Source organism: Streptomyces justiciae (assembly GCF_015163075.1).
In the GTDB taxonomy this organism is placed as follows: domain Bacteria; phylum Actinomycetota; class Actinomycetes; order Streptomycetales; family Streptomycetaceae; genus Streptomyces; species Streptomyces justiciae.
Genome location: NZ_JADDXU010000001.1, coordinates 23,739 through 40,465, shown reverse-complemented (window position 1 = coordinate 40,465; position 16,727 = coordinate 23,739). Strand labels below are relative to the sequence as shown.

The 16,727-nt window shown below is 70.9% G+C and carries 15 protein-coding genes; 9 read left to right on the top strand and 6 right to left on the bottom strand.

What is annotated here, in order from left to right; all coding sequences use genetic code 11:
* Window positions 1-29: 29 nt before the first annotated feature.
* Window positions 30-443 (bottom strand): organic hydroperoxide resistance protein, encoded by a 414-nt coding sequence (locus tag IQ210_RS00160; RefSeq protein WP_194075398.1) that lies wholly within the window; start codon window positions 441-443, stop codon window positions 30-32.
* A 138-nt stretch (window positions 444-581) separates the two neighbouring features.
* On the opposite strand from IQ210_RS00160, the gene IQ210_RS00155 reads away from it, so the two are divergent.
* The 4 genes from IQ210_RS00155 to IQ210_RS00140 all read left to right on the top strand — a co-directional run bounded on the left by IQ210_RS00155 (window position 582) and on the right by IQ210_RS00140 (window position 4,453).
* Window positions 582-1,058 carry a MarR family winged helix-turn-helix transcriptional regulator gene (locus IQ210_RS00155; RefSeq protein ID WP_194075396.1) on the top strand — a complete coding sequence of 159 codons (477 nt, stop codon included), beginning with the start codon at window positions 582-584 and terminating at the stop codon, window positions 1,056-1,058.
* Window positions 1,059-1,127: 69 nt separating this feature from the next.
* Window positions 1,128-2,393: a glycosyltransferase family 87 protein gene (locus tag IQ210_RS00150; RefSeq protein ID WP_194075394.1), complete on the top strand. Its 1,266-nt coding sequence runs from the start codon at window positions 1,128-1,130 to the stop codon at window positions 2,391-2,393.
* Window positions 2,394-2,445: 52 nt separating this feature from the next.
* Window positions 2,446-3,426: a UDP-glucose 4-epimerase GalE gene (gene galE, locus IQ210_RS00145; RefSeq protein ID WP_194075393.1), complete on the top strand. Its 981-nt coding sequence runs from the start codon at window positions 2,446-2,448 to the stop codon at window positions 3,424-3,426.
* A 34-nt stretch (window positions 3,427-3,460) separates the two neighbouring features.
* Complete coding sequence (locus IQ210_RS00140; RefSeq protein WP_194075392.1) at window positions 3,461-4,453, top strand: ADP-ribosylglycohydrolase family protein; 993 nt, start codon at window positions 3,461-3,463, stop codon at window positions 4,451-4,453.
* Here IQ210_RS00140 and IQ210_RS00135 read toward each other — a convergent pair.
* Window positions 4,440-5,078 carry a TetR/AcrR family transcriptional regulator gene (locus tag IQ210_RS00135; protein ID WP_194075391.1) on the bottom strand — a complete coding sequence of 213 codons (639 nt, stop codon included), beginning with the start codon at window positions 5,076-5,078 and terminating at the stop codon, window positions 4,440-4,442. The genes IQ210_RS00140 and IQ210_RS00135 overlap by 14 nt on opposite strands.
* Window positions 5,079-5,280: 202 nt before the next feature.
* On the opposite strand from IQ210_RS00135, the gene IQ210_RS00130 reads away from it, so the two are divergent.
* The gene (locus IQ210_RS00130; RefSeq protein ID WP_194075390.1) at window positions 5,281-6,210 is read left to right on the top strand and encodes an ABC transporter permease; all 930 of its coding nucleotides are present in this window, start codon (window positions 5,281-5,283) and stop codon (window positions 6,208-6,210) included.
* Window positions 6,203-7,036, top strand: a complete 834-nt coding sequence (locus tag IQ210_RS00125; RefSeq protein ID WP_194075389.1) for an ABC transporter ATP-binding protein — start codon at window positions 6,203-6,205, stop codon at window positions 7,034-7,036. Before IQ210_RS00130 ends, IQ210_RS00125 begins: the two co-directional genes overlap by 8 nt.
* On the opposite strand, the gene IQ210_RS00120 is transcribed toward IQ210_RS00125, so the two are convergent.
* Together IQ210_RS00120 and IQ210_RS00115 are read right to left on the bottom strand one after the other, a co-directional pair.
* The gene (locus IQ210_RS00120) at window positions 7,033-7,422 is read right to left on the bottom strand and encodes a GtrA family protein (RefSeq protein WP_194075388.1); all 390 of its coding nucleotides are present in this window, start codon (window positions 7,420-7,422) and stop codon (window positions 7,033-7,035) included. The genes IQ210_RS00125 and IQ210_RS00120 overlap by 4 nt on opposite strands.
* Window positions 7,423-7,556: 134 nt before the next feature.
* A complete protein-coding gene (locus tag IQ210_RS00115; RefSeq protein ID WP_194075387.1) occupies window positions 7,557-12,497 on the bottom strand; it encodes an NAD-glutamate dehydrogenase in 4,941 nt (1,646 codons plus the stop codon).
* Window positions 12,498-12,981: 484 nt separating this feature from the next.
* Between IQ210_RS00115 and IQ210_RS00110 the strand changes: the two genes are divergently transcribed.
* Window positions 12,982-13,548, top strand: a complete 567-nt coding sequence (locus IQ210_RS00110; RefSeq protein WP_126272412.1) for a DJ-1/PfpI family protein — start codon at window positions 12,982-12,984, stop codon at window positions 13,546-13,548.
* 177 nt (window positions 13,549-13,725) lie between these two features.
* Here the strand turns inward: IQ210_RS00110 and IQ210_RS00105 are convergent, their stop codons facing one another.
* Both IQ210_RS00105 and IQ210_RS00100 read right to left on the bottom strand, forming a co-directional pair.
* Window positions 13,726-14,391, bottom strand: coding sequence for an HAD family hydrolase (locus tag IQ210_RS00105; RefSeq protein ID WP_194075386.1), 666 nt, complete (start codon window positions 14,389-14,391; stop codon window positions 13,726-13,728).
* Window positions 14,392-14,469: 78 nt separating this feature from the next.
* The gene (locus tag IQ210_RS00100) at window positions 14,470-14,985 is read right to left on the bottom strand and encodes a DUF6912 family protein (RefSeq protein WP_194075384.1); all 516 of its coding nucleotides are present in this window, start codon (window positions 14,983-14,985) and stop codon (window positions 14,470-14,472) included.
* A 364-nt stretch (window positions 14,986-15,349) separates the two neighbouring features.
* Here IQ210_RS00100 and IQ210_RS00095 point away from each other — a divergent pair, with 364 nt between their 5' ends.
* Both IQ210_RS00095 and IQ210_RS00090 read left to right on the top strand, forming a co-directional pair.
* Window positions 15,350-15,979: an Rv3235 family protein gene (locus IQ210_RS00095; protein WP_194075382.1), complete on the top strand. Its 630-nt coding sequence runs from the start codon at window positions 15,350-15,352 to the stop codon at window positions 15,977-15,979.
* A 204-nt stretch (window positions 15,980-16,183) separates the two neighbouring features.
* Window positions 16,184-16,684 (top strand): toxin-antitoxin system HicB family antitoxin, encoded by a 501-nt coding sequence (locus IQ210_RS00090; RefSeq protein ID WP_194075380.1) that lies wholly within the window; start codon window positions 16,184-16,186, stop codon window positions 16,682-16,684.
* Window positions 16,685-16,727: the final 43 nt, after the last annotated feature.

The following is a 16,727-nucleotide window of genomic DNA, read 5'->3' as shown; positions in this document are numbered from 1 at the left end:
ATGCGCGACGTTCGCGACGTTCGTGACGACTACTCGATGACAAGCTCGACCGGGACGTTGCCGCGGGTGGCGTTGGAGTACGGGCAGACCTGGTGGGCGGTCTCGACGAGCTTGCGGCCGGTGGCCTCGTCGACGCTGTCGGGCAGCTCGACGCGGAGCGTCACCTTCAGGGCGAAGCCCTCGCCCTGCTTGCCTATGCCGACCTCGGCGGTCACCGCGGCGTCGCTGACGTCGACCTTGGCCTGGCGGCCGACGAGACCGAGGGCGCTGCCGAAGCAGGCGGCGTAACCGGCGGCGAACAGCTGCTCGGGGTTGGTGCCCTGACCGTCGCCGCCCATCTCCACCGGGAAGCTCAGCGGCAGGTCGATCTTGCCGTCGTTGGAGACGGCGCGACCCTCGCGGCCGTGGGTGGCGGTGGCGACAGCGGTGTAGAGCGCGTCCATGGGAAAACCAGTCCTCTCGGAGGTCGTGACTCGGGGGTCGTGATCCCGAACTCGGGGGTCGTGAACCCGATGACCACAAGTAGAGCACACAATTCAGTTGTGCACAACTAAGTTGCCTCCACGAGCTATCCTGGAGGCATGACCACGCCCACGAGCGACTGGCTCCGCCTCGACCAGCAGATCTGCTTCTCCCTGCACGCCGCGTCCCGCGCCTTCAACGGCGTCTACCGCGTGATCCTCAAGGACCTGGGGCTCACGTATCCCCAGTACCTGGTGATGCTGGTCCTGTGGGAGCAGGGCGACCTGCCGGTCAAGAAGCTGGGCGAGCACCTGCGCCTCGACTCCGGCACGCTCTCGCCGCTGCTCAAGCGGCTGGAGGCGGCCGGCCTGGTCCGCCGGGAGCGCAGCGCGCGCGACGAGCGGTCGGTGGAGGTACGGCTCACCGAGGAGGGCACAGCCCTGCGCGAGTCCGCCCTCCAGGTCCCCCGCCGCGTCGCCGCCGCTACCGGGTTCGACGTCGACGAGATCCGGGCGCTGCGCACCCGGCTGGACGAGCTGACGACGGCACTGGACGCGGCAGCCGTGGACGCCGCGGCACTGGAAGAGAAGGCCTGAGCGAATCCCGTCCCGTACGGGCATGTATGGGCGCTGATACGGCATTCGCGCGGCTTACGATCCGCCGTGATGAACCGCCATCGCCACCCCCTGCTCTGGCTCGGCGCCACCTGGCTCACCACCCGCGCCCTGATGCTGTGGCTGCTCGCCCACGACACGTTGCCGCTGCTGGGCGGCGGTGGCGTCGCCCGTGAGGTGTGGCGGCTGTACGGCCACTGGTACGGCGTCCTGTCCTCCGGCGCCTTCCCCGCGCACGACCCGCTGTGGCAGTACCCGCCGGGCGCGGCCCCGGTGCTGCTGTCCCCGGCCCTGCTGCCGGGGCTCACGTACTTCCAGGCGTTCGTCGCCCTGACCCTCCTCTCCGACGCGGCGATCACGTACGCGCTGTCCCGCGCGGGCACGCGTCCCGGACGCAGCCTGCGCGGCGCGGCCCTGTGGACCGGCGGACTCCCGCTCCTCCTCCACGTGCCGCTCGCCCGCTACGACGTGCAGGTCACCGCCCTGGCCGTCATCGCCCTGTTGACGTTGCCGCGCTCCACGCGTGCGTGCGGCGCGTTCGCGGCGCTGGGCGCGCTGGTGAAGGTGTGGCCGGTGCTGGTGCTGCTGGGCGTGGAGCGGGGGCGCGCGACGCGGTCGGTGTGGCGGTGGGCGGCGCTGACGGGAGCGGCGGCCCTGGCCGTCCTGCTGGCCTGCTTCGACAACCCCTTCGCGTTCCTGCGTCAACAGGGCGGCCGGGGCGTACAGATCGAGTCGCTGGGCGGCACGGCCCTCGGCCTCGCGACCCACGCCGGCTGGCCGGGCACGGTCCGCTATCAGTACGGCGCGCTGGAGTACACGGGCCCGTTCGTGTCCCTGGTCGCCCACGCCTCGCTGGCCGCCACGGCGGTGGCTTTCGGGCTCCTGCTGTGGTGGCGAGCGCGGGCCCGGCACCGGGCCCCGGCGACCCCTTACGACGCGGCGCTCACGGCCGTGCTCCTGTTCACGGTGACGAGCCGGGTGATCAGCCCGCAGTACATGATCTGGCTGCTGGGCCTGGCCGCCGTCTGCCTGACCTCGCGGCACACCGTTCAGCGGCCGGTCGCCGTGCTGATCGTGGCGGCGACGGCGGTCAGCGCGGTGGTGTATCCGGTGCTGTACGCCGAGGTGGAGGCGGCGACCTGGACGGGCTGCGCGCTGATGGTCGTACGCAATGGCCTGCTGGTGACGGCGGCGGCACTGTCGTACACCCGCCTGTGGCGTAACACGACCGCCGGACGGGCACCGCTGCCCGCCCCCGCGCGTTCACAGGGCGTGTCCCCAGGCGTCCCCGGTGGGGTGCCGCGCCTGGTTGACTGACAGCACCTCCACACGCTCCACCATGCTTCACCTGACGAGGGGACGGCCGTACATGACCTGGCTGATCACCGGCGGCGCCGGATACATCGGGGCGCACGTCGTGCGGGCGATGACCGAGGCGGGCGAGCGCACGGTGGTGTACGACGACCTGTCGACGGGGATCGCCGAGCGGGTGCCGGACGGAGTGCCGCTGGTGGTCGGCTCCACGCTGGACGCCGAGCGGGTGGCGCGCGCGCTGGCCGACCACGGGATCACCGGGGTCGTGCATCTGGCGGCGAAGAAGCAGGTGGGCGAGTCGGTCGACCTGCCGCTGCACTACTACCGGGAGAACGTGGAGGGCCTGCGCGTCCTGCTGGAGCAGGTGACCGCGGCCGGGGTGCCGTCGTTCGTGTTCTCCTCCTCGGCGGCGGTGTACGGCATGCCGGATGTGGAGCTGGTGACCGAGGAGACCCCGTGCGTGCCGATGTCGCCGTACGGCGAGACGAAACTGGCGGGCGAATGGCTGGTCCGCGCGACGGGCCGGGCGACGGGCCTCGCCACCGCCTCCCTCCGCTACTTCAACGTGGCGGGCGCGGCGACCCCCGCCCTCGCCGACACGGGCGTCTTCAACCTGATCCCGATGGTCTTCGAGAAGCTCACGGAGAACGCGCCCCCGCGCATCTTCGGGGACGACTACCCGACGCCGGACGGCACCTGTGTCCGCGACTACATCCATGTGGTGGACCTGGCCGAGGCCCACGTGGCGGCGGCCCGTGCCCTGCGCTCCGCCCCCGGCCGCGATCTCACCCTCAACATCGGCCGCGGCGAGGGCGTCTCCGTCCGCGAGATGATCGACCACGTCAACGCCGTGACCGGCCACCACCGCCCCCCGACCGTTCACCCCCGCCGCCCCGGCGACCCGGCCCGCGTGGTCGCCTCCGCCGACCGCATCGCCACCGAACTCGGCTGGAAGGCCAAGCACGACGTCCAGGACATGATCACGTCGGCCTGGGAGGGCTGGGTACGGCTGCATCCGGAGGCGGCACGCGACTGAGCGCGGCGGCCCGCCTCCCGGCTAGCCTGCCCGGATGACCGGCCCCGGCGATCCCGTCCCCGACCGCGCTCTCGACCGCGCCCTCGGCTCCGTCATCGGCTCGGCCGTCGGTGACGCGCTGGGTGCCCCCTTCGAGTTCGGCCCCGAGGGCGCCTTCTCGGCGCGTTTCCCGCGACCGGGGCACGGGGGCGAGATGTGCGGGGGCGGTGGCTGGGACCCCGGCGAGGCCACGGACGACACGCAGATGGCCGTACTGACGGCGGAGTCGCTGCTGGAGTGCGGCGGCCTCGAACTGCCGGACGTGTTCGGCCGGTTCCGGTGCTGGGCGGCCGCGGAGCCGAAGGACATCGGCCTGCAGACGGAGGCCGTCCTGACGAGCGGCGACCCCTGGGACCTGGCCGCCGCCCTGCACTTCCAGACGAACCAACGGGCGGCCGGGAACGGGGCGTTGATGCGCGCGGCCCCTTCTGGCGTCTACTTCGCCCGCCAGGGCCGGGAGGCCACTATGGCCGCCGCCCGCCGGCTCTCCGCCCTCACCCACGGCGACCGGGCCGCCTGGGAAGGCACCGCCGTCCTGCACGAGTCGATCCGCGTCGCCCTCTCCGGCGCCGACCCGCTCGCCGCCCTCCCGGCCACCCTCGCCGCCGTCCACCCCGACCACCGCGCCCGCTACGCCACCGTCCTCTCCCCCGACTGGCACCCCGACCACGCGACGGAGTTCAACGGCGCCGTCTGGCCCTGCCTCGGCTCGGCCGTCTGGGCCCTGCGCACCACCTCCTCCTACGAGGACGCCGTACGCGCCGCGATCGACCTCGGCGGCGACACGGACACCGTCGCCGCGGTGACGGGCGCACTGGCGGGAGCCGTGCACGGGCTGAGCGCCGTCCCCGAACGCTGGACCGAGGCCCTCCACGTCCCGCTGCCCGGCTTCGGCGGACGGACCCTGCGCACACCGGACCTGACGGAGCTCACCCGGCGGCTCTGGGCCGGCCAGGAACCACCGGCACCGCGGCCTACAGCGCCTTGATCGCCGCCGCGGTGGCCCGGGCCAGCGCGTCCAGGTAGCCCTTCGGGAGCTTCGGGCTGCGGATCACGACCGAGCGCCAGTACAGCGGCCCGGAGATCAGGTCGAGGGCCAGCTCGTCGTCGAGGCCCACCCGGACCTCGCCCCGCCGCTCCGCGGCCACGATGATCTTGCTGGCGACGCCCTCCTGCCCGTCCCGCAGCGCCTTCTGCACGGCCTCCGCGATCTCGGGATTGCGCGCCGCCTCCGCCTGGAGGTCCGGCAGGATCTGCGAGGCCACGGGGTGCCGCAGCGCCCGGGACGTCACCTCGTACAGCAGCCGCAGGTCGCTCTCCAGCGCGCCCGTGTCCGGCGCCGGCAACCCCTGGACGGCGAGTGCCGAGACCACGTCCAGCACCAGGTGCAGCTTGGAACGCCAGCGGCGGTACACCGCCGTCTTGCCCACGCCCGCGCGCCGCGCGATCCCCTCGATGGACATCCGCGCGTAGCCGACCGCCGCGAGCTCCTCGAAGACGGCCGCCCGGATGGCTTCCGTCACGTCCTCCCGCAGGACGGCCGCCCCGGCGGGGGCCCGGCGGCGCGGACGCGTCTGAGGCTCCTCGGCGTTCGTCGTCATGCGGACCAGCATAGGGCGTTACGACGATACGGTCCCGTCCCCACGCAGAACGTGACGACGAAACGGTTGCGTTCCGACGCCCACTGGGCCTACGCTCACGTTGCGACGATACGGTCCCGTCCCGACGTAAGAGAACGTGAAGAGTCACGTAAGGAAACGCCCGGCGACGAACCCCGTCACCGCACCCCGCCCCCCTTGAGCGAAAGCAGCGGATGTGAGCCAGGTCCTCCACACACCGCCCCCGACGGACGCGGCGCCCCCCGCGCCCCCCGCCGGCGACCTCGCGGCCCTCGCCGCCCGCCACGGCCTCTCGGTCAGCGGTGCCCGCCCGACCCTGCCCGAGTACATCCGCCAGCTGTGGGCCCGGCGCCACTTCATCACCGCGTTCTCCACCGCCAAGCTCACCGCCCAGTACAGCCAGGCGAAGCTCGGCCAGATCTGGCAGGTGATGAACCCGCTGCTCAACGCGGCGGTCTACTTTCTTATTTTCGGTGTGCTCCTTGGCACCAAGAAGGGCGTGCCGGACTACGTCCCGTTCCTGGTGACGGGCGTGTTCATCTGGACGTTCACGCAGAGCTCGATCCTGGCGGGCACCCGCGCGATCTCCGGCAACCTCGGCCTGGTGCGGGCCCTGCACTTCCCGCGGGCCGCGCTGCCGATCTCGTTCTGCCTCCAGCAGCTCCAGCAGCTGCTGTTCTCCATGTGCGCCCTGGTCGTGATCCTGCTCTGCTTCGGGGTGCCGGTGGCGGCGTCCTGGGTGCTGGCGGTCCCGGCGCTGGTCCTGCAGTTCGTGTTCAACGCCGGCGTCTCGATGGTCATGGCCCGGCTCGGCGCCAAGACCCCGGACATCGCGCAGCTGATGCCGTTCGTGCTGCGCACCTGGATGTACGTCTCGGGCGTCATGTGGAGCATCGAGCACCTGGCGAGCAAGCACAACGACTGGCCGTCGTGGGTGGTCCCCGTCCTCCAGGCCAACCCGGCCGCCATCTACATCGACCTGATGCGCTTCGCGCTGATCGACAGCTTCCACTCCAGCCAGCTGCCCGCCCACGTGTGGCTGATCGCGACGGGCTGGGCCCTGCTCGCCGGAGTCGGCGGCTTCATCTACTTCTGGAAGGCTGAGGAGACGTACGGCCGTGGCTGAGAACATCGACGAGAACGCCCCCACCGTCATCGCCGACAACGTCGACATCGTCTACCGCGTCAACGGCACCGGCGCCGGCAAGGGCTCCGCGACCGCCGCCCTCAACCGGATCATGCGGCGCAAGCAGACCGAGAAGGCGTCCGGCGTCCGCAAGGTGCACGCCGTGAAGAAGGTGTCGTTCGTCGCCTACAAGGGCGAGGCCATCGGGCTCATCGGCACCAACGGCTCCGGCAAGTCGACCCTGCTGAAGGCGGTCGCGGGCCTGCTCCCCGTGGAGAGCGGCGCCATCTACACCGACGGCCAGCCCTCCCTCCTCGGCGTGAACGCGGCCCTCATGGGCGACCTCACCGGCGAGCGCAACGTCTACCTCGGCGGCCTCGCGATGGGCATGTCCCGCGAGCAGATCAAGGAGCGCTACCAGGAGATCGTCGACTTCTCCGGCATCAACGAGAAGGGCGACTTCATCACCCTGCCCATGCGCACGTACTCCTCCGGCATGGGCGCCCGGCTCCGCTTCTCCATCGCCGCCGCCAAGGACCACGACGTCCTCCTCATCGACGAGGCCCTCGCCACCGGCGACCGCTCCTTCCAGAAGCGCTCCGAGCAGCGCATCCGCGAGCTGCGCAAGCACGCCGGCACGGTGTTCCTGGTCAGCCACAACAACAAGTCGATCCGCGACACCTGCGACCGGGTGCTGTGGCTGGAGCGCGGCGAGCTGCGCATGGACGGGCCCACCGAGGACGTCCTGAAGGAGTACGAGGCCTTCACCGGCGACAAGACGACCACGAAGCCCAAGGCCAAGCCGAAGCCGAAGGTCGCCGTCTAGGACCGGCTGAGCACTTCGTGCGGCACCGCCCACGTGCGGCGGACCAGGAACCGGAAGGCCGACGCCAGCACGAGGGACACGGCCTTCACGGCGTTCGACCCGAGCGGTCCGTGAAGGCCGAGGCCGTGATAGCCGACGTAGAACAGGCCGCTCTCCATCACCACGCCGATCCCGCGGAAGGCGAAGAACAGGGTGGGCCGCTCCCCGATCCCCGCCGCACGGTCGCGGTGGGCGAGGAGGCGCAGGCCCAGGTAATTCGTGAACACGGCGACGACGCTCGCGAGCACCGTCGCCACCAGGGCCCGCCGGCCGAGCCCGTGCAGCAGCACATTGAAGACGGCGAAATTCACCACGGCACCGCTGCCGCCGACAACCCACACGTTCACGGCACAACTCTTAGCGGGAAACGGTAATTCGTGGCCCTCCCCTTTGCCTAAAGCAAGCCAAGAAAAGGGCGCCCCGAGCCGATTCCCGGCCCGGGGCGCCCTGTTGCTCGTACCGCACTACGAGCTCGTACGGCCTACGAATGCGTCCGCAGCAGCGTGCGCATCGTCCGCATGGCCACCGACAGGTTGGCGAGGTCGAACGTCTCCGAGCCCTGGATCTCCTCCAGGGTGGTGCGCGCCCGGCCGAGGATCGCCGCGTTCTTCTCCTCCCACGCCTTGAAGCGCTGCTCGGGGGTGGAGGTGCCGTTGCCGACCGCGAGGACGTCGGCGGTCAGCGCCGCGTGGGCCGCGTAGAGGTCCTCGCGGATGGAGGCGCGGGCCATGGACTGCCAGCGGTCCGCGCGGGGCAGCTCGATGATGCGGTCCATGAGCTGCGTGATGTGCAGCCGGTCGGCGAGGTCGTAGTAGACCTCGGCGACGTCCAGCGGCTCCTTGCCCATGCGGTCGGCCACCGAGACGATGTCGAGCGTGGGGAAGGCGGAGGAGAACCCGGCCACGCGCGTGGCGAGTTCGTCCGGCACGCCGGCGCCCGACAGCTCGTCGTAGATCTGCTGGTACCACTCCAGGTCCGCGCCCCGCAGCAGCTTCGGCAGCTGCGACCACACCTGCTCGACCCGCTCGCCGAAGAACTCGACGGTCTCGGCGAGCTGGAGCGGCTGCGGCCGGTTGTTGAGCAGCCAGCGCGTGCCGCGCTCGACGAGCCGCCGCGAGTGCAGCCGGATACGGGTCTGCACGGCGGCCTCGACCCGGTTGTCGAGGGCCTCCACGCCGTCCCACACGGCGGCCGAGCGGAAGATCGCGCGGGCCGCGGTCTGTGCCCGGACGATCTCCTCCAGGGAGGCCCCGGTCTCCTCGCGCAGCCGGTGGAGGTAGGTCGTACCGCCCGTGTTGACCGTGTCGTTGACCAGGACCGTCGTGATGATCTCGCGGGCCAGCGGGTGGCCGTGCATCTGGTCGGCGAACTTCTCGCGCAGCGCGGTCGGGAAGTACGCGTCGAGCAGGGTGCGCAGGTAGGGGTCGTCGGGCAGCTTGGTGTGCAGCAGCTCGTCGGAGACCGTGATCTTCGTGTACGCCAGCAGCACGGCCGTCTCCGGGCCGGTCAGACCCTGGCCGTTGGTGAGGCGCTCGCGGATCTGGCGGTCGGTGGGCAGGAACTCCAGGGCCCGGTCGAGGTGGCCCTCCCTGACCAGGTGGCGCATGAAGCGCTGCTGGGCGTGGAGCATGTCCTTGGACTGGGCCAGCGCGTTGGCGATCGCGGTGTTCTGCGCGTAGTTGTTGCGCAGGACCAGGCGGCCGACCTCGTCGGTCATCTCGGCGAGCAGCTTGTTGCGCTGCTTGACCGTCATGTCGCCCTCGGTGACCAGGCCGTTGAGCAGGATCTTGATGTTCACCTCGTGGTCGGAGGTGTCCACGCCCGCGCTGTTGTCGATGGCGTCGGTGTTGATCTTGCCGCCGTGCAGGGCGAACTCGATCCGGCCGAGCTGGGTCAGGCCCAGGTTGCCGCCCTCGCCGACGACCTTGACGCGCAGGTCGGCGCCGTCGACGCGGATCGGGTCGTTGGCCTTGTCGCCGACGTCCGCGTGCGACTCCGCGCCCGACTTCACGTACGTGCCGATGCCGCCGTTCCACAGCAGGTCGACCGGCGCCTTGAGGATCGCCTTCATCAGGTCGGCCGGCGTCATCTTGGAGACCTTGCCCTCGATGCCGAGGGCCTCGCGGATGTGCGCGTTGACCGGGATGGCCTTGGCGCTGCGCGGGAACACACCGCCGCCGGCCGAGATCAGCTCGGCGTTGTAGTCGGCCCAGGAGCTGCGCGGCAGCTCGAAGACGCGGCGCCGCTCGGCGTAGGAGGTCGCCGAGTCCGGGTTCGGGTCGATGAAGATGTGCCGGTGGTCGAAGGCGGCGACCAGGCGAATGTGCTCGCTGAGCAGCATGCCGTTGCCGAACACGTCACCGGACATGTCACCGATGCCGACGACCGTGAAGTCCTCGGTCTGGGTGTCGACGCCCAGCTCCCGGAAGTGCCGCTTGACGGACTCCCAGGCGCCGCGCGCGGTGATGCCCATGCCCTTGTGGTCGTAACCGGCCGAGCCGCCGGAGGCGAAGGCGTCACCGAGCCAGAAGTTGTACGACTCCGCGACCCCGTTGGCGATGTCGGAGAACGTGGCGGTGCCCTTGTCGGCGGCGACGACCAGGTAGGTGTCGTCCTCGTCGTGCCGTACGACGTCGGCGGGCGGGACGACTTCACCGGCGACCATGTTGTCGGTGATGTCGAGCAGCGCCGAGATGAACACCTTGTAGCTGGCGATGCCCTCGGCCAGCCACGCCTCCCGGTCCACGCTCGGGTCGGGCAGCTGCTTGGCGACGAAGCCGCCCTTGGCGCCGACCGGCACGATGACGGTGTTCTTCACCATCTGCGCCTTCACCAGGCCGAGGATCTCGGTGCGGAAGTCCTCACGCCGGTCGGACCAGCGCAGACCTCCGCGCGCGACCTTGCCGAAGCGCAGGTGGACGCCCTCGACGCGCGGGGAGTAGACCCAGATCTCGAACGCCGGGCGCGGGGCCGGCAGGTCCGGGATGGCCTGCGGGTCGAACTTCATGGACACGTACTCGTGCGGCTTGCCGCCGAGCGCCTCCTGGAAGAAGTTCGTGCGCAGCGTCGCCTTGATGACGGTGAGGAAGGAGCGCAGGATGCGGTCCTCGTCGAGGCTCGCGACCTGGTCGAGCGCCGCGTCGACCTCTTCGAGGAGGGCGTCCACGATCTCGCGCCCGGCACGCTGCCGGTCCGGCGACATCCGCGCCTCGAACAGGGAGACGAGCAGCCGGGTGGTGTGGACGTTGTTGCGGAGGGTGTCCTCCATGTAGTCCTGCGAGAAGGTGGAGCCAGCCTGGCGCAGGTACTTGGCGTACGCCCGCAGCACCATCGCCTGCCGCCAGCCGAGCCCCGCGCTCAGCACGAGGGCGTTGAAGCCGTCGTTCTCCGCCTTGCCCGTCCAGGTCGCGGCGAAGGCCTCCTGGAAGCGCTCACGGCCGTCGTCGCCGAGGTAGTCCCCGGCGCCGTTCTGCGACTTGGGCATGCGCAGACCGAAGTCGTAGATCCAGGCCGTCGTACGGTCCGAGCAGCGCAGTTCGTACGGCCGCTCGTCGGTGACCTCGACGCCGAGGCGGCTGAGCACCGGCAGGACGGCGGACAGGGAGACCGCCTCGCCCTTGCGGTAGATCTTGAAACGGCGCTCCTCGGGCGCCGAGGCGACCGGCTCGTACAGGCTCAGGGCGAAGTTGTTCTCCTCGCTGAGCTGCTCCAGGTGGCACAGGTCGGCGACGGCCGCGCGCGGGGAGTGGTCGGCCTTGTAGCCCTCGGGGAAGGCGTTGCCGTAGCGGCGCAGCAGTTCGGCGGCGCGCTCCTCACCCAGCTCGTCGGTGAGCGCCTCGGCGAACCCGTCGGCCCAGGAACGGGCGGCCTCGACGAGGCGGGCCTCGATGCGCTCCTTGTCGCTGTCGCTGAGCTCGGGCAGCTCGGTGCCCTGCGGGACCCGGACCACGAAGTGCAGCCGGGACAGGATCGACTCGGTGTTCCAGGCGGTGAAGTCGACGCTGGTGCCGCCGAGCTCCTCCTTCAGGATGTCGATGATCCGCAGCCGGACGCCGGTGGTGTACCGGTCGCGGGGCAGGTAGACGAGGGCGGAGTAGTAGCGGCCGTACTCGTCCTGGCGCAGGTACAGCCGCAGCCGGCGCCGCTCCTGGAGGTAGAGGACGCTGGTGACGATGGACTGGAGCTCGTCGACCGGGGTCTGGAAGAGCTCGTCGCGCGGGTAGGTCTCCAGGATCTGGAGCAGGTCGCGCCCGTCGTGGCTGTTGGGCGAGAACCCGGCGCGCTGGAGCACCTCGGCCACCTTGCGGCGGATGACGGGAACCCGGCGCACGGACTCGGTGTAGGCGGCGGACGAGAACAGCCCGAGGAAGCGCCGCTCCCCGACGACGTTGCCCTCGGCGTCGAACTTCTTCACCCCGATGTAGTCGAGGTACGACGGCCGGTGCACGGTCGCCCGGCTGTTGGCCTTGGTCAGCACCAGCAGCTTGTGCTCGCGCGCCTTGGCCCGGGCGTCGGCGGGCAGCCGCTCGAAGGAAGGGCTGACGGGGTGGCTCTCGTCCTCGGCGTGATGCGGGTCGGAGCGCAGGATGCCGAGGCCGGTGCCCGGCACGGCGGCGAGGGAGTCGTCCTCGCGGAGCTGGTACTCGCGGTAGCCGAGGAAGGTGAAGTGGTCGGCGGCCAGCCAGCGCAGCAGCTCACGGGCCTCCTCGATCTCCTGCTCGCGCAGATCGGAGGCGACGGGCTCGGCGGGCAGCTCCTCGGCCATCCGCAGCGCCGCGTCCCGCATCTTCTCCCAGTCCTCGACCGTCTCGCGGACGTCCGACAGCACCCGCAGCAGATCGGCGGTGATCTGCTTGAGGTCCGCGCGGTCGGTCTCGCGGTCGATCTCGACGTGGATCCAGGACTCGGTGTGCGCGTCGTGCGGAAGCTCGCTGCGGTCGCCGGCGGGGCGCTGCGGGAGCACCTCGATCAGCTGTCCCGTGAGATCCCTGCGGACGACGACCTGCGGGTGGATGACGACATGGATGCCGCGTCCCTGCCGGGTCAGCTCGTTGGTGACCGAGTCGACGAGGAAGGGCATGTCGTCGGTGACGACCTCGACGATCGAATGACTGCACGCCCAGCCGTTCTCTTCCACGGTGGGCGTGAGGACCCGCACATTGGCCGTGCCCTGTGGCCGGTTCTCGGCCAGCCGGTAATGCGAAAGGGCGGCTCCGAAGACGTCGACCGGGTCGCGGTCGGTGAGGTCCTCCGGGGCGGTGTGCAGGTAGTAGCGCTGGAGGAACGCGAGCACGGATTCCCGGTCGGGGGTGCCCTCGTCCGTCGTCCCGGTCGGTAGGTGCCCCCCGACCGGGCTGTTCTCAGCTACCCGGGCAGCCCTCTCGAGCAGCTCGGCCTTGGCTTCGTCCAGCTTGGTCTGCATTGTCCTCTGGCTCCTGTCGCGCGCCGTTGCGTGACGTTGAAGGAAGTACGGTCTCTTCCCCTGCGGCTCTACGCCACGGCCCGGGGTGTCCGGTCCGCTCCGACGCTATGCCGCGAGGCGAGATGGGCGGGGTGATATCAGCCAATGTCGACGCCCTCGAAAGGTGTGACGCTGCTCTCTGGGAGGCCCTGTCACGAGGTGTGCGCGGCGCCCTGGAGGGTTCCGCACCTCCGTCCCGCCCGCGCGGACCAGCGACTGACGCCCGGACACGGATGTGGTCCGTGCTCACCGGGCGCAGGGCAGGGGCGACGATGCCCCCGCGAGCTATCGCGCTGATCACGCCACCAAGGCTATCGCTCCTTACAGGGGCCCCGTCATGAGCCGTATGTGTACAAAACCGGGGGTCGAACTTTGACGTTCTGCACAGTCCCCGAACAGTCCCCGCCCTCTTGCCAAGTGCTTGTTTCGCATGCACGTTGCCGACATGACAGCCAAAATCCTGATCGTCACCGGTGACGCGGCGGAGTCGCTGGAGGTCCTGTACCCCTACCAGCGGCTGCGCGAGGAGGGCTACGACGTCCACATCGCGGCCCCGACCCGCAAGAAGCTCCAGTTCGTCGTCCACGACTTCGAACCCGGCTTCGACACCTACACCGAGAAGCCCGGCTACACCTGGCCGGCCGACCTGGCCTTCGCCGACGTCGACCCCGGCGAGTACGCCGCGGTCGTCATCCCCGGCGGCCGCGCCCCGGAGTACCTCCGCAACGACCCGGAACTCCGCAAGATCCTCAAGTCGTTCTTCGACGCCGACAAGCCGGTCGCCCAGATCTGCCACGGCCCCCTGCTCACGGCCGCGATCGACGGCCTCCGCGGCCGCCGCGTCACGGCGTACCCGGCCCTGGAACCCGACATGCAGTCGGCGGGCGCCACCTTCCAGGACACGGAGGCGGTCGTCGACGGCACGCTGGTGTCATCGAGGGCCTGGCCGGACCACTCGGCGTGGATGCGGGAGTTTCTGACGGTACTGAGGGCGAAGGCGCCGGTGACGTAGGTGCCTTAGGCAGGATGCGAGGTACCGGAGGTGCCGCTGCAACCGCTCTGCATCCGCCCCAGCTGCGGGCAGTCGTGCCGCTGGGGCGCCACGGGTGGGCGCAGCGGCACCCCGCCGGCGCGGGCGAGCGAAACCCACCCCCGCCCAGCCCCCGTGCCGGTCAGCCCGATCACCTGGCTACACAGCTATTCGCTCCGCAACCGCGACCGCCTCAGCCAACGTATCCACCACCGGCACCCCCACTTCCTCCAGGCTCGCCCGCCCGTGCGACCCCCCGGTGTACAGAACGGCCCGCGCCCCCACATGCAACGCCGCCACAGCGTCATCGGCGGCGTCCCCGATCACCACCGTACGAGCCGGATCCACCCCGGCAAGCGCCGCAACATGCCGCTCCATGTGCTCCGCCTTGCTCCCCCCGGACGGCCCGACCCGCCCGTCCACCCGAACGAAGTGCGCCTCGATCCCGAACCCCCGCACCAACGGCACCAGCTCGTCATGCCCGTACATGCTGAGGATCGACTGGCTGCGCCCCGCCGACCGCCACCCGACGAGCAACTCCGTCGCCCCGGCCGTGAGCCCGCACCCCACCCGGTGCTCGGTGTAGTACCGATGGAAGGTCTCGTCCATGACCAGCCACTCGGCCTCGGTGGGCAGCCGCCCCATCAACCGCTCGTAGAACTTCGGCACCGGCACGCAGTACAGCGCCCGGTACTGCTCCATCGTGATCGGCGCGAGCCCCAGCTCCGCGAACGCCGCGTTCGTCGCCCCGATGATCGCGTCATTGTCATGGAACAGCGTCCCGTTCCAATCCCAGACGATGTGCGCGCCCCTGTGCTTCCCCATGCCAAAAACGTACCCGCCCCCACTGACAATCAAGAGACCCGCAGGTCAGAAGGGCACGACCAGCACGCACAGGCAGCCTCAACCGCCCAGCCCGACCAGATGCGGAATCTCCTGCGTGGCGTACCAGAGCAGCTCGTGGTCCTCGGTCCCGTCCACGACGAACTGCGCGTCGTCGTCCCCAGCGTCCGCCGCCGCCAACGCCTCCGCCCCCGCGGCCACGTCCGCCTCCGCGTCATCCGCGTCGACATGCACCGCGGCCGCCTTGGCCAGCGCGACACCGCCGGCCACCCGCACCTCACCGAGCGCCGCCGGATCGAGCCCCCGGTCGGGGTCGGCGACCGCCGCACCGTCGGGCACGTCGACCGCGACCACGACCCGGCGCCGTACCGCGCCGGCGTCCGCCGCGAGCAGCCGCAGCGAGGCGAGCGCGGCCCGGTTCAGCGCCGCGTACTCCAGTTCCTCGATGTCGTCGGAGAGGTACCACTCGCGCAACGCGGGCGTCACGGCGTAGGCGAGGAGCGGGTCGGGCCCCAACTCGCCCGTCTTGTACGCCTCGGCGAGACCGGAGAGGGTCAGGGGGACGTAGACGCGCATGGTTGCCGCTTTCGTGGTCGGAGAGCGTGGACGAGGGCTCCGCGGAGGCTCCCGGCAGAGCGGTGACGGCCTCCCGAAGAGCCTTCAGGATACGTGCGGGCGTCCCCTTTCGAGTCCCTGCCCGGCCCCCTGGAGGCGTCCACTCACGTCCGGGAACTCACCCGTCGCGCCCCCGCGGTCACGGGCTTCCGGCGCCGCGGATCACCCGGATAAGTGAACCTCCCGTCCCTTCGCCGCACCCCCCGCGCTTCCTTGCTGCCGTCGCCCTCAACCCCGTACAAGATCCCCAACGCCGAAGTTACCGCCCGGTACACAGCGCACCGCACGCTCCGCACCGCTCCGGGCTCCACGAACGGGGATCTCCATGAACAAGGTCATGACCAGGTCGCAGCTCCGTCCCGGCACCCGCCCGCCGAGCCGCCGCGACTCCCGCCGCCCCGGCGGCACCCCGCCTCGCACGCCGGTAGGCGGAACGCGCCGCGCCACCCCCGACGACGGCCGCCCGCCGGGCTCCCCGAACACCACCGCCCTCACCCGCACCAGGCCCACGGACAACCGCCCACCGACGACCACGGCCGGCGGTGGCACCATCACCCTCCACTCAGGCGCCCACAGGGTCCCCGCCCAAGCCCCACCCAGGCCCGCCGTCCCCCAGCTCCACCCCACCGACCACATCGCCGAACTCCTCGTGCTGGTCCTCAGCGGTCAGCGCCCCGTCCACTCGATGCTCCGGCACACCGTCGGCCGCGCCTACGACGAACTCGCCGAACTCGCCGAACGCGGCCCCCTCCGCGCCCGCGGCACCCGCCCCGTGGTCCGCGACATCGGCTACTACGTCCCGCGCCCCGGCGCCTTCGAGGCCTTCGCCCGCATCGGCGCCGGCGACCAGCTGCGCGCGATGGCCTTCCGCGTGGAACAAGGCCGGGACCGTCGCTGGCGCTGCACCGCGGTGGAACTGGGCGGCCCCCGTGACCGCCGCGCGGACGACAACTGACACCGAGGCGCCACGACGGCACCACATGGCACCACTCTCACGCCATTCGATGCCACCGCAAGCACGCCAACCAAAGTGGCACCACACCGAGCCATGCCGAGCTCATCGGGTTTCCGCAGGTCAAAGCATCAGACCGCAATCCCGCCTCACCCCTGACGCCAAGCAACCTTGCACATGGCGCCAAAGTGGTGCCATGATGACGTCATGGACCTCACCCCGTACGTCGACACCCTCCGCCGCGAACTCGCGGTGGCCGCCGAGGCCGGCGGCAACGAAGCCCGCGAGCTGGCCGAGCGGCTCACCGCTCCCCTGGAGTCGGCGACCCGACTGACCATGCTCAACGTGCTCTCCGCCGCGATGGACGAGATCACCCGTGAACTCGCCCCCGGCTCGGTCGACGTACGGCTGCGCGGCCTCGACCCCGACTTCGTGGTGACACCGCCGCCCACCTACACCGACACCCCCACTGCCGAACCGTTCCCGACCCCGGTCCCGGCCGACGCCGACGAGGGCGGCACCGCCCGCGTCAACCTGCGGCTGCCCGCCCACCTCAAAGCCCGCGCCGAGGAAGCAGCGAACCGCGAGGGCCTGTCGGTCAACGCGTGGCTGGTGCGCGCGGTGTCGGCCGCGGTCGACGGCGGGACACAGCCCCGTACGGCACAGAAGACCCGCACCGGACAGAACTTCACGGGCTGGGTGCGCTAGCCCAGCCCGCCCTCCACTTCACCCACACCACGTCCCACCTGCG

Bases quoted from the DNA above. Each gene is read 5' to 3' on its own strand.
- IQ210_RS00160 (WP_194075398.1), bottom strand. From the start codon at position 443: ATGGACGCGCTCTACACCGCTGTCGCCACCGCCACCCACGGCCGCGAG.
- IQ210_RS00155 (WP_194075396.1), top strand. From the start codon at position 582: ATGACCACGCCCACGAGCGACTGGCTCCGCCTCGACCAGCAGATCTGC.
- IQ210_RS00150 (WP_194075394.1), top strand. From the start codon at position 1,128: ATGAACCGCCATCGCCACCCCCTGCTCTGGCTCGGCGCCACCTGGCTC.
- galE (WP_194075393.1), top strand. From the start codon at position 2,446: ATGACCTGGCTGATCACCGGCGGCGCCGGATACATCGGGGCGCACGTC.
- IQ210_RS00140 (WP_194075392.1), top strand. From the start codon at position 3,461: ATGACCGGCCCCGGCGATCCCGTCCCCGACCGCGCTCTCGACCGCGCC.
- IQ210_RS00135 (WP_194075391.1), bottom strand. From the start codon at position 5,078: ATGCTGGTCCGCATGACGACGAACGCCGAGGAGCCTCAGACGCGTCCG.
- IQ210_RS00115 (WP_194075387.1), bottom strand. From the start codon at position 12,497: ATGCAGACCAAGCTGGACGAAGCCAAGGCCGAGCTGCTCGAGAGGGCT.
- IQ210_RS00110 (WP_126272412.1), top strand. From the start codon at position 12,982: ATGACAGCCAAAATCCTGATCGTCACCGGTGACGCGGCGGAGTCGCTG.
- IQ210_RS00105 (WP_194075386.1), bottom strand. From the start codon at position 14,391: ATGGGGAAGCACAGGGGCGCGCACATCGTCTGGGATTGGAACGGGACG.
- IQ210_RS00100 (WP_194075384.1), bottom strand. From the start codon at position 14,985: ATGCGCGTCTACGTCCCCCTGACCCTCTCCGGTCTCGCCGAGGCGTAC.
- IQ210_RS00095 (WP_194075382.1), top strand. From the start codon at position 15,350: ATGAACAAGGTCATGACCAGGTCGCAGCTCCGTCCCGGCACCCGCCCG.
- IQ210_RS00090 (WP_194075380.1), top strand. From the start codon at position 16,184: ATGGACCTCACCCCGTACGTCGACACCCTCCGCCGCGAACTCGCGGTG.